Annotated in this window: 11 protein-coding genes and 1 pseudogene; 9 read left to right on the plus strand and 3 right to left on the minus strand. The window is 41.6% G+C overall.

The annotated features are described in order from the left end of the window. Window positions 1–234: 234 nt before the first annotated feature. The 6 genes and pseudogenes from prpB to AC4CU3_RS16195 all read left to right on the plus strand — a co-directional run. Complete coding sequence (gene prpB, locus AC4CU3_RS16170; protein WP_062033198.1) at window positions 235–1,119, plus strand: methylisocitrate lyase; 885 nt, start codon at window positions 235–237, stop codon at window positions 1,117–1,119. A gap of 2 nt (window positions 1,120–1,121) precedes the next feature. After that, window positions 1,122–2,258, plus strand: a complete 1,137-nt coding sequence (gene prpC, locus AC4CU3_RS16175) for a bifunctional 2-methylcitrate synthase/citrate synthase (RefSeq protein WP_125273344.1) — start codon at window positions 1,122–1,124, stop codon at window positions 2,256–2,258. Between the two features lie 188 nt (window positions 2,259–2,446). Beyond that, a complete protein-coding gene (locus AC4CU3_RS16180; RefSeq protein ID WP_078424939.1) occupies window positions 2,447–2,908 on the plus strand; it encodes a DUF2147 domain-containing protein in 462 nt (153 codons plus the stop codon). A 351-nt stretch (window positions 2,909–3,259) separates the two neighbouring features. Continuing rightward, window positions 3,260–3,439, plus strand: a complete 180-nt coding sequence (locus AC4CU3_RS16185; protein ID WP_490738392.1) for a hypothetical protein — start codon at window positions 3,260–3,262, stop codon at window positions 3,437–3,439. A 66-nt stretch (window positions 3,440–3,505) separates the two neighbouring features. Then, window positions 3,506–4,638 (plus strand): IS3 family transposase gene (locus tag AC4CU3_RS16190; protein ID WP_490738394.1). Its coding sequence is split into 2 segments (ribosomal slippage): window positions 3,506–3,758 and window positions 3,758–4,638, totalling 1,134 coding nucleotides; the frame shifts between segments, so codons are not numbered across the junction. Window positions 4,639–4,697: 59 nt separating this feature from the next. After that, a pseudogene (locus tag AC4CU3_RS16195) lies at window positions 4,698–5,369 on the plus strand (alpha/beta hydrolase); the annotation flags it as partial. 68 nt (window positions 5,370–5,437) lie between these two features. Here AC4CU3_RS16195 and AC4CU3_RS16200 read toward each other — a convergent pair. Continuing rightward, a complete protein-coding gene (locus tag AC4CU3_RS16200; RefSeq protein ID WP_279043879.1) occupies window positions 5,438–7,075 on the minus strand; it encodes a long-chain-fatty-acid--CoA ligase in 1,638 nt (545 codons plus the stop codon). Window positions 7,076–7,677: 602 nt separating this feature from the next. Here AC4CU3_RS16200 and AC4CU3_RS16205 point away from each other — a divergent pair. Beyond that, window positions 7,678–7,914 (plus strand): hypothetical protein, encoded by a 237-nt coding sequence (locus tag AC4CU3_RS16205; RefSeq protein WP_490738397.1) that lies wholly within the window; start codon window positions 7,678–7,680, stop codon window positions 7,912–7,914. A 68-nt stretch (window positions 7,915–7,982) separates the two neighbouring features. On the opposite strand, the gene bioB is transcribed toward AC4CU3_RS16205, so the two are convergent. Together bioB and queG are read right to left on the minus strand one after the other, a co-directional pair. Then, window positions 7,983–8,972: a biotin synthase BioB gene (gene bioB / locus AC4CU3_RS16210; RefSeq protein ID WP_058869775.1), complete on the minus strand. Its 990-nt coding sequence runs from the start codon at window positions 8,970–8,972 to the stop codon at window positions 7,983–7,985. A 301-nt stretch (window positions 8,973–9,273) separates the two neighbouring features. Beyond that, window positions 9,274–10,368, minus strand: coding sequence for a tRNA epoxyqueuosine(34) reductase QueG (queG, locus tag AC4CU3_RS16215; protein WP_058869796.1), 1,095 nt, complete (start codon window positions 10,366–10,368; stop codon window positions 9,274–9,276). 22 nt (window positions 10,369–10,390) lie between these two features. Between queG and AC4CU3_RS16220 the strand changes: the two genes are divergently transcribed. Both AC4CU3_RS16220 and AC4CU3_RS16225 read left to right on the plus strand, forming a co-directional pair. Further along, window positions 10,391–11,860, plus strand: a complete 1,470-nt coding sequence (locus AC4CU3_RS16220) for a bifunctional ADP-dependent NAD(P)H-hydrate dehydratase/NAD(P)H-hydrate epimerase (RefSeq protein ID WP_058869774.1) — start codon at window positions 10,391–10,393, stop codon at window positions 11,858–11,860. Continuing rightward, window positions 11,857–12,135 (plus strand): acylphosphatase, encoded by a 279-nt coding sequence (locus AC4CU3_RS16225; RefSeq protein WP_044120947.1) that lies wholly within the window; start codon window positions 11,857–11,859, stop codon window positions 12,133–12,135. The genes AC4CU3_RS16220 and AC4CU3_RS16225 overlap by 4 nt, the downstream gene beginning before the upstream one ends. Window positions 12,136–12,144: the final 9 nt, after the last annotated feature.

The following is a 12,144-nucleotide window of genomic DNA, read 5'->3' on the forward strand; positions in this document are numbered from 1 at the left end:
AGCCTAATAAATGTGGATTTCTAGTTGCTATCATAGCAAAAATATGTACACATTGTTGATTTGGGGCTTATCTGTTTACCACTAAAGCCCAATGCATGGAAGAAAATTACACAATAAAAACGTGAACCATGGGACTAAAGTTTTAGAGTTTTCATTCTAAAATGTCATAGCCAATTCAGTCATTATGGCTATACTCAAAACTCGAAAATTAAAGTAAATGCCGTGGAAAGGACGATGACAGAACAAAAATCTGCAGGCTTAAGATTTAGACAAGCACTAGAAGTGGAAAAACCATTACAAATTATCGGTACAGTCAATGCTTATGCAGCAATGATGGCGAAACAGGTGGGCTACAAGGCCATCTACCTTTCGGGTGCTGGTGTAGCCAACTACTCTTATGGATTGCCTGATTTAGGCATGACCAGTCTGGATAATGTTTTGGAAGATGTACGCCGCATTACCGAACGTGTAGACACCCCGTTACTGGTCGATATCGACACGGGTTGGGGTGGGGCATTTAACATTGCCCGCACTGTGAAACAAATGATTGCCGCAGGTGCAGCCGCAGTGCACATCGAAGACCAGGTGGCACAAAAACGTTGTGGCCACCGTCCAAACAAAGAAATCGTCACCCAACAAGAAATGGTTGATCGCGTAAAAGCTGCAGTCGATGCTAAAACCGATGCAAACTTTGTGGTGATGGCACGTACCGATGCTCTACAAAAAGAAGGCCTACAAGCGGTAATTGACCGTGCCTGTGCCTGCGTAGAAGCCGGTGCTGATGCGATCTTTGCCGAAGCAATGACTGACATTACCATGTACAAAACCGTCTGTGATGCAGTCGGTGTCCCTGTACTGGCCAACATTACCGAATTTGGCGATACCCCATACTACACCAAAGAACAACTGGCAGAACAAGGCATCTCGATGGTGCTGTACCCACTGTCACCGACACGTGCCATGCAAAAGGCAGCACTTGAAGTCATGCATGCCATCCGTAACGACGGAACCCAAGTCAACGTCCTCGACAAAATGCAACAGCGCAAAGAACTCTACGAATTTCTGGATTATCACACCTTTGAAAATACATTAGACAAGCTGTTTAAACAGGAGAATTAAAAATGGCTGAAGGAAAAGTCCTCACAGGCGCAGGATTGCGCGGACAAGTCGCAGGAAAGACAGCACTATCAACCGTAGGCAAAAGCGGGGCAGGTTTAACCTACCGTGGTTATGACGTTCAAGACTTGGCTGAAAACTGCCAGTTTGAAGAAGTTGCATACCTGATTTTCTTTGGTGAATTGCCGACTTCAGAGCAATTGGCTGCTTATAAAGCAAAATTGAAATCTTTACGCACCTTGCCACAAGCACTGAAAGAAGTGCTAGAGCGTATTCCTGCGGATTCACACCCTATGGATGTGATGCGCACAGGCGTTTCAATGCTAGGTAACCTAGAAACCGAACAGTCATTTGAACAGCAACAAGATGTTGCAGACCGAATTTTGGCGACTTTGCCTGCTATTATTTGCTACTGGTATCGTTATAGCCATGATGGTGTGCGTATTGAAGAAAATACGGATGATGATTCAATTGGTGCACAATTCCTTCATTTATTGCGTGGTGAAAAACCAAATGAATTGCATGAACAAGTGATGAATGTCTCACTGATCCTCTATGCAGAGCATGAATTCAACGCATCGACTTTCACCGCACGTGTATGCGCATCCACCTTATCCGATATGCATTCATGCATTACCGGTGCAATTGGTTCACTGCGTGGTCCACTACATGGTGGAGCAAACGAAGCAGCGATGGAAATGATTGAAAACTGGACGTCACCTGAAGAGGCTGAGCGAGAAATGCTGGGCAAATTGGAACGTAAAGAAAAGATCATGGGCTTTGGTCATGCAATCTACAAAGACAATGATCCACGTAATGGCATCATCAAAATTTGGTCAGAGCGCTTAGCCAAAGATGTCGGTGACACGGTACTGTACCCAGTTTCAGTCCGTTGTGAAGAAGTGATGTGGCGTGAAAAGAAATTATTCTGTAACGCAGACTTCTTCCATGCATCGGCATACCACTTCATGGGTATTGCGACCAAATTATTCACACCAATCTTCGTGATGAGCCGTGTGACAGGTTGGGCAGCGCATGTGATGGAACAACGTGCAGACAACCGTATTATTCGCCCAAGTGCGGACTATACTGGGCCTGAGCTGCGTAAAGTAGTACCGATTGAGGAGCGTTCAGCGGCTTAATATGAAGTTCTGATACATTATAAAAAAAGCCTCTTGGGAGGCTTTTTTTATATGCAATTTTTTGTTGATTTTTCTCACGGATTAATTTATATAAATATTTAATTTTAATGAAATAATAGATAATAAAAAGAATAAAATTGCTATAATCGCGACCGTTTATTTCTTCATTTTTTATTGTAGTTTATTTTATGAAACATAAGTTTTTTTGTGTATCAGCACTGTTTTTGGGGTTGTCTCATTCTGCTTTCGCCATGCCATTTGACCCGCTTATTGGAACATGGAAAGTGATTGATGATCGGACAGGGTATTATATTTCAGATATTGTGATTCGTAAGAATTCTAAAACATCACAATATAGCGCAGTGGTGACCAAGTACTATCCTTTGGCTGGAGCGCCTGTGAGTGATGTATGTAGTAAGTGTCAGGGTGGACTCAAGGATAAACCGATTTTTGGTATGCAAGTGCTGAATGGCTTAATGGGTGATGCAACAGGTCAAAAATTCGCAAAAGGCCAATGGCTGAATCCTCAAGATGGCCGTGTGTATAACATCAATACTGCGCAGTTAAATGCAGGTAAAGATCAGATGAAGGTACAAGCCTCAGCAAAAGATGCGAAAGGTTTGAGCAGCATGACATGGAAAAAGCTTTAAGTCTTTTGATTGTGTCGATAAAGCCATTGCACTTTCATAGTGCGGTGGCTTTTTTATGGATAAAAAAGCTGGAAGGGTATTTGCTAGATTTGCTTAATCCGTATAAAAAGGAAAAATCATCTTTCTTAGTGAGTATTCAAATAAAATTTTGTCTATACAATGAAGAGAGATGATTAAGAATTACTTAATTAATAATGATTATTATTATCATGTGTTAAGATTCAGTATTTCATGCTGTGTATACGAAAAATGACTCATCTTTATAGAAAGATTTTTACTTCTCTGCTTTCGCGAATTTTTAGCTCGTTGTTGATCTTGGGTGCCAGTTTAAGTATTTATGCGAAACCTGAAATGAAACCTTTACCTGCCAATATTGCAGTAATCGGTTCGGCTTATTACAGCTTTAAAGTCAAAGAGTTTGCAACTACAGATCCAAATAAAACTTATAGCGTTTGGTTGGGTATTCCAAAGACAGTACAGAAGACGAAGGATGCTTATGCATCGGTCTTAGAGATGGATCCGGAAATTTGAACAACTCCTATAAGTGATATTCTGCTCCTCAAATGATGTTATAAACATCAATATATGGAGTATTTTATGGCACGTAGACCAAGAAGAAATCATTCAAACGACTTTAAAGCTAAGGTAGCACTTGCTGCGATCAAAGCAGAAAAAACACTTGCTGAATTGAGTTCTGAGTTTGATGTTCATCAAAACCAAATTATTGACTGGAAAAATCAATTGATCTCAGCTTCCTCGCAAGCTTTCGATCAATCAAAAGCTCCATCAGAACCCCCCATTGATCTTAAAAAGTTACATGCAAAAATCGGTGAGCAGGCATTAGAAATTGATTTTTTAGAAGGTGTGTTGAAGAAACTGGGCCGCTTCAACCACAAAAGTTAATCGATCACTCACTTCAGATTTCAGTATCTAAACAGGCTAAGTTACTGAAAGTCTCTCGTGGTTGTTATTATTATCGCCCAAAACCTGTTAGCTCATCAGATCTGAAACTGATGCGATGTATTGATGAATTACATATGCAATATCCTTTTGCAGGCAGTCGTATGATGCGTGATTTGTTGAATCGTCAAGGGCATCATATAGGACGACGTCATACACGTACTTTAATGAAGAAAATGGGTATTCAGGCGTTATATTGCAAACCAAATTTAAGCCAGGCTAATCAAGCTCACCGTAAATATCCATATCTGCTCAAAGGGTTGGCTATTCTGCGCAGTAATCAAGTGTGGTCTACGGATATAACGTATATCCCTATGGCAAAAGGCTTTGTTTATTTATGTGCTGTGATTGATTGGCATAGCCGCAAGGTACTTGCGCATAGAGTATCGATTAGTATGGAGGTTACATTTTGCATAGAAACATTAAATGAAGCTATTGAAAAATATGGTCGACCTGAAATATTTAATACAGACCAAGGCAGTCAGTTTACCAGTGATGCATTTATTGATGTATTGAAATCAAATGGCATTCAAATCAGTATGGATGGTAAAGGTCGATGGATTGATAATGTGATGGTTGAACGATTATGGCGGAGCGTTAAATATGAAGAGGTGTATCTCAAAGCTTATAGCAGTGTCACAGATGCGAAAAAGCAATTGAGTGCATATTTTGAGTTTTATAATTTGAAACGACCTCATTCGAGTCTAGACAAATTGACACCAAATGAGTTTTACTATGATCAGCTACCCCAACAAAACAAGGTGGCTTAACTAGAGCGGAATATCACTTATAAATACGCTTTTAGTTGTTCAAACAAGTGGGACCACCTCTCTTTATGCTGGATGGGAACGCTGCGATGTCCTATCTGAATGAAGAAATACTTAAGTCTTTGTATGAAAATGATGCCCCTGTATTGGTTGCTATTGGTTATAAAACCAATTTGCCATTTGCCACAGCTCTTCGTTCACTTGACTATACTCCAGCAGATTTATTAACTGGAAAACCCGCCCAAGATCCACGAAATCCAGAGCGAATGAGCGGGGGAAGTGCTGATTTTAGAAATGTGATTTTGAAGGACATCGCTCCTTGGGTTGAGCAGAATGTAAAGCTGGATGCGCAAAAAAGAGCGTTATGGGGGCATTCCTATGGAGGGCTTTTTGTGCTTGATAGCTTGCTCGATGGTCGTTATTTCAGCCATTTCTTTGCTGCAAGTCCATCACTTTCTTGGGCGGATGAGCGCATGATGCAAAAAATTAGAGCCGTAAAATTAGTCAAAGAGCCACAAAAACATGTATGGCTGATGGAAGGTGATCTTTTAATACATACTGGAGCACAGCAAAGCGCTAATTTTGATGCAAATGGCATCAATAAAAATAGAGAAATTTTGTCTATATTCGATCAGCAGGGCGTAGAGGCTAAATTTTTAATCTATCCAAATCTAAAGCATGGTGAGGTGTTTAAAGCATCTTTATTAGACGTGCTTTCAAATAAATTGTATTGATGGTATTTAAACTATCCGAACATAAAGAAAAGCCTGACCATATGATCAGGCTTTTATTCTCAACAACGTTAAACAGGATTTTGTTCCAGTAGTACTTGGCCATATTGAGCACGGAGTTCACGTTTTAGCATTTTACCCGTACCGCTCAGTGGAATACTGTCGACAAAGATCACACGGTCAGGGATCTGCCATTTCGCAATTTTATCAGTATAGTAGTCTAAGACACCTTGTTCAGTGACCGTGCTATCGGGTTTCTTCACAGCGATGACAATAGGACGCTCATCCCATTTTGGATGTTCAGCTGCAATAACGGCTGCCATAAGAATGTCTGAATGTCCCATCGCAAGGTTCTCAAGTTCAACCGATGAAATCCATTCGCCGCCAGACTTAATTAAATCTTTAGAGCGGTCACTGATGCATAAGAAGCCGTCTTCATCTAAGGTTGCAATATCACCTGTGTCAAACCAGCCATCGGTCGTGAGGGCAGATTCATCTTTACCAAAGTAACTGTCAATAATCCAGTGGCCTTTAATTTGTAGATTTCCAATCTGCTCACCATCGCGGACAATTTCATGGTTGCCTTTTTCTTCATCGGTAAGACGTAAATCTACGCCAAAAGGCGGACGGCCTTGAGAAAGACGTAGCTTGAAACGCTCTTGTTCAGAGAGCTGTTGATGTTTGGCTTTAAGTTGGTTGGCAGAGCCTAAAGGACTGGTTTCGGTCATGCCCCATGCATGGATGGTGTCACAGTTATAGTCATTTTTAAAGGCCGCTAACATGGATGGTGGGCAGGCTGAACCACCGACAACGTTACGGTTCATACTTGCTAGCTGGCTGCCTGTTTGTTTGGCTGCTGCCAGTAAACCTTGCCAAATGGTTGGTACACCCAAAGCCACAGTGACTTTATATGTGTCAATCATATTCACTAAACTTGGCCCATCTAAGCCTGGCCCTGGTAATACAACCGTACAACCGACCATAGCTGCTGCATAAGGTGTACCCCAAGCATTAACATGGAACATTGGCACTACAGGCAACATAATGTCATTTGCAGACAGATTGAGAGAATCGGGTAGGCTGATGGCAAAACTATGCAAAATGGTGGAGCGGTGGCTATATAGTACACCTTTTGGATTTCCAGTTGTGCCTGAGGTATAGCACAAAGAGCTTGCAGTTTGCTCATCAAAGCTTGGCCAAGTGAACTGTTCAGACTGTTTGCTGACCAAGTCATCATAAAATTTTACATCGGCAATTTTTTCTGCAATAGCATCATCTGTGGCATCTAGGCAAATAAAGTGTTCTACATGGGGTAAGTGTGCTTTTACTGCAGCAATAAGTGGCGCAAAGGTTTTATCAAATAACACCACGCGGTCTTGGGCATCATTGATAATAAAAATCAGTTGTTCTTGAAATAAACGTGGGTTGATAGTATGGCAAATATAACCACTGCCAGAGATCGCATACCAAGATTCTAGGTGACGATGGTTGTTCCATGCGATGGTCGCCACGCGGTCACTTTGAGAAAGCCCTAAATCTTTGAGTACATTGGCAAATCGCTTAGAATTGACTGCGACGTTGGCCCAGTTGGTTTCAGTGATACTGCCGTCTGTATTTTTAGAAATAATGGCTGTATCCGCATGGTAGCGTTCTGCGTGATCAATAAGATTGCTAATTAATAGCGGTTGAAACATCATACGTCCAAGCATGTATAAATATCCTTATCGTTGCTTTTTTATCAAATTCTTTATTGGTTGCTCGAAACATCTGTTTTGAGCATTCAGTGTATTTTTATCCTAGCTTGATCCAAATTTAAATCAAGCATTCTTTCAATCTCAGCATCATTTAAAAAATGATGTGATGCAGAACCACAAGTAAATGAAAAGCATCATTTAAAAAAGTAAATGACCATTTATCACTTTATGCTGTTATTCGACAAAAGGCACTTGAAATTTATAAAAAGTATGTTTAAAACTGTGTATAGCTCATGAGATATGAGTTGTGGGTATTTCAGGAAGATATACCTATTTTAAGAAGCGAATTTTTAAAAAATCATTTACAGGAGTTAAAAATGCTTCAGTTGTTTAAAAAATTATTTTGCATCCACGTTTATGAATATGAACAAATGACTGAAATAGGGGAGCATATGGAATGCCGAAAGTGTGGTGATTCTAAAACCGACTAATCATCTTAAGGAAAAGTGAGCGTAGGCTCACTTTTTAATGCCTGTATTTTTTTATGGCTTAGTTCGACTGAATTGACGCAGAACGGCTTACAATAGCCGAATAACAGTGTTTAGCGTATACAGATAATGACTAAAAATTTTCAAGCACAAACTTATATTGTCGATGATAATCTGAGTGATACCTTAAGCTGGCTGTGTCACCATCAAGAATGTTTCGAATCTTTTCACTATGACGCGATTCGCCAAACGTTAACTGTCAGTCATGCCAATGGTGAAGATGAGATATTCCAAGGTGATTATCTGAATGCCAGTTATGGTATTTTAATTACTGCGCATAATTTTGCTCAGTCGCCTGAAGGTTAAATAGATAGACATTAAAAAAGCCCCATACTGAATAAGGGGCTTTTTTTGTGCTTAGCAAATCTTGGGAATTAGCTTGCCATGGCATCTAGACTAAGGTCTGCCACCGTTGGTTTTGGCTTTTCTGCCACTAAACCTAATTTGGTGAACAGTTGACGGTCTTTACCTTCACCTGCATTTGGTGTGGTTAATAGTTTCTCACCAGAGAACAACGAATTTGCACCCGCCATAAATGCAAGTGCTTGGTCTGAGTCAGAAAGTGCTTCACGACCTGCAGATAGGCGGATATAGCTGTGCGGCATGATAATGCGCGCAACTGCAATGGTACGAATCCATTCCGTCAAATCGAGTTTTTCAACATCTGCCAGTGGCGTGCCTTCAATTGGAACCAACATGTTGATTGGAACAGATTCTGGATGAATTGGCATGGTTGCAAGCTCTTGCAATAAACCAATACGGTCTTCTTTCTTTTCACCTAGACCAACGATACCACCGCTACACACTTTCATACCTGCTTGACGGACATATTCTAAGGTATTTAAACGATCGTCAAAGGTACGAGTACTAATAATATGTGAATAATACTCGCGTGAAGTGTCGAGGTTATGGTTGTAATAATCTAAACCTGCATCTTTTAAACGCCCAGCTTGAGACTCATTCAGCATCCCTAAAGTCATGCAAGTCTCTAAACCAAGAGCTTTCACTTCTTTAACCATTTCTAGTACGTAAGGCATGTCACGTTCATGTGGATTCCGCCAAGCTGCGCCCATACAAAAACGAGATGAGCCTGAGGCTAAAGCTTCTTTGGCTTCTGAAATCACTTTGTCTACAGCAATGCGTTTTTCGGCTTCAAGTTTTGAGTCATAACGTGCTGACTGAGAACAGTACTTACAGTCTTCAGGACATTTACCTGTTTTAATCGACAATAAAGTACTGACTTGAATGGTGTTGGCTTGGAAATGTTGGCGATGTACGGTCTGCGCTTGAAAGACGAGATCAAGAAAAGGCTGATCATACAAAGCTTCGATTTCTTCACGCGTCCAATCATTGCGTAGGTTCATAATGGCGATCCATTTTTAATTCTAACTTGTATACATCATACATTTAACGTGCCAACTTAAAAGGCATTATTGCTCATTTTTAATAGTATCTCCCGATTATGTTTTTAATTTTATCTTTTTATGAGATTGTAAAAATAGTTGCAAAGTTGAGCGTTTTTCCGGAAATTTGGCCACAAAATTCTATTTATTTGGATTTTGAGTTACACTGAAAATGCAGCTAAATAGATAAAATAAATAAAATTATGCAAGCAAATGGCTATTTGATTGAACTTTTATTGATTAAGTCTGTTTGAAGCAAGTTTTAGTGCTTTTTCATCAGTTGCTCTTGGATGGCCCAGTCAATATGGACTTGCACAATATCGTTAAGCTCTGGGCGAGAAGCTTGTAATTGCTGCAATATTTCATCTGAAAATGGTGCATTACCTAGACCAATCGCGACGTTACGCATAAAGCTTTGGTAGCCTGTACGACGTAGGGGACTCCCTTCTGTATTTGCCATAAAAGTGTTTTCATCCCATTGCCAAAGGTCAATTAGTTGAATGTCATCCAAACCATGACGCGGGTTAAAATCATCAATTGGTGTGGTTTTGGCAAAGCTATTCCATGGGCAAATGAGCTGACAGTCATCGCAACCAAACACACGGTTACCAATACCGCGGCGTAGTTCTTCAGGAATAATGCCTTGAAACTCAATAGTTAAATAGGCAATGCATTTACGCGCATCTAATAAATAAGGCTCAACAATGGCTTGGGTCGGGCAAATATCAATACACGCGCTACATGAACCACAGTGTTTGGTGGTGGCTTGGTCAAAAGGTAGCTCTAAAGAGGTGAAGAGCTCGCCCAAAACAAAAAATGAGCCTGATGTTTTATGAATGAGTAAGGTGTGTTTACCGACCCAGCCCATGCCCGCATTTTCAGCCAATGATTTTTCAAAAATGGGTGCCGAGTCTGCAAAGGGGCGAGATTCAAAATCGCTAACTTTGGCTTTGATTTTCTGAGAAAGGGTCTTTAAACGCCCACGCATGACTTTGTGATAGTCACGTCCGCGTGCATAACGCGCAATGATGGCGCTATTTGGTGCAAAAGGCACAAGACGTGGTTCAGGAACGGCTACCAAATAATCCATACGCACACAAATAATACTTTTGGTGCCCGGAACAAGCAGTGTTGGATCTGCGCGTTTTTCTAAGTTTTCAGCAAGAAAATGCATGTCACCATGATAACCAAGTTCTAAATATTTTTTAAAACGCGGCAATTCAACTTGAGCATCTGGTTTGGCGATGACACAATCAGAAAATCCCAAAGCCAGTGCTTCAGCTTTAATCCAAGCCTTAAGCTGCTCTGGATCATATTGATCTACAGGGATTTTTGAGGAAGATGTGGATGTTGTCATAACCAAGAACAAAGGAAAAATCATGCATCAGCAAGTGTACCACAGCAGTGAGATTCAAGCATGGGAAGGACGTTGGTTCGCGCAGCAAAATAGCGCTTATGGGCTGATGCAACAAGTCGCATGGGCAACAACTGAACATATGCTGCCTAGGCTTAAACAGCAGCAAGTCAAAAGCGTTGCGGTGTGTTGTGGTCAAGGCAACAATGCAGGTGATGGTTACTTGATTGCATCGTATCTAGCCGCGCAAGGTTATGACGTTGAAATTTATGCAGCTGCTTTGGGAGAGTCTACTTCACTGCAACAAGCACATGCAGCAGCTGTGCAACAGGGGATAATGATTCATACCGGTTTTGCTTTTCAACACCCTTATGATGCGTATATTGATGCTTTGTTTGGCATTGGGTTAAACCGTGAACTCAGTTCAGACTGGCAGGCAGTGATTCAGCAGATTAATAGACAAACAGGTTTAAAAATTGCGGTTGATATTCCAAGTGGTTTGCAGGCCAACACGGGACAAGCTTTACCTTGTGCAGTTGTCGCCGATTATACCTTTACGGCTCTGGGCTTAAAGGCGGGTTTATTTACTGGGCTGGGTAAAGCTTATGCAGGAGTCGTTGAGCTTATTTCGGTACTTCCCGTAGACAGTGCTTTAAAACCTTTAGCTTCACTTGCTCCACAGTATGTGCAGCTTGTACCACGTCAAGCCTTTGGACATAAAGGAAGTTATGGGCATGTACTGGTGATTGGGGGAGATGCGCAGATGGGTGGTGCGGTGATGTTAGCCGCTGAAGCTGCCTTTCACGCGGGTGCTGGCAAGGTGACGGTGGTGTGTGATGCAAAACACCATACTGCGATTTTATCCCGTGCACCCAATATTATGCTGCGCGATATTAACCAAATGTCGCTCCAAGAGCGTGAAGCGTTGGTGGCACATGTGGATGCAGTTAGTTTTGGTATGGGCTTGGGAAGAGACTCGTGGGCTCAGCAGCAGTTTGATGCATGGTTTCCACTCATTCAGACCAATGCTTTGCAGGTAGTATTAGATGCAGATGCTTTATGGTTCTTAGCCTCAAGACCTGTAAAACTCGGTGAGCAGGTCTACGCAACACCGCATCCTGGCGAGGCCGCAACTTTGCTCGGTATCAGTACCTCAGCGGTGGAGTCTGACCGCATTGCAGCTATTTATGCCTTACAAGAAAAATATGCAGGACAATGGGTGCTGAAAGGTTCGGGAAGCTTGATTTTAGATACGCAACTCTGGATTTGTACCGCAGGTAATCCAGGGATGGGGACAGGTGGAATGGGTGATGTATTGGCAGGCATGATTGCCAGTTTAAAAGCACAGTTGCAAGATGACATTGCGTTACATCAAATTGTGACTTTACATGCCCAAGCAGGTGACCTTTTGGCTCAGCAAGGTGAACGTGGTTTACAAGCGCAGCAAATGAGTCAGGCTATTTATACGGTCGTGAACCGAGAGCATACAGTATGAAAGTAGTAAAACTGACCATATCGGGAAAAGTTCAGGGTGTTGAGTATCGACGCTGGTTTGCACAATATGCTGTTGCTTTAGGTTTAAAGGGTTATGTACAGAATCTGGCTTCAGGTGCAGTTGAAGCGTTGCTTTTGGGGGAGGATGGTGTGGTTGCCGAACTGGTGAATCGCGCTAAAGTCGGGCCAACTCATGCGGTAGTCACGGATGTGTTCATTATAGAGCTTGCTTCAGAACAGCAAACATTTACAGATTTTCAAATACGTCGCGAATGACTAAGTATG

Source organism: Acinetobacter sp. 802_lipA (genome assembly GCF_058242885.1).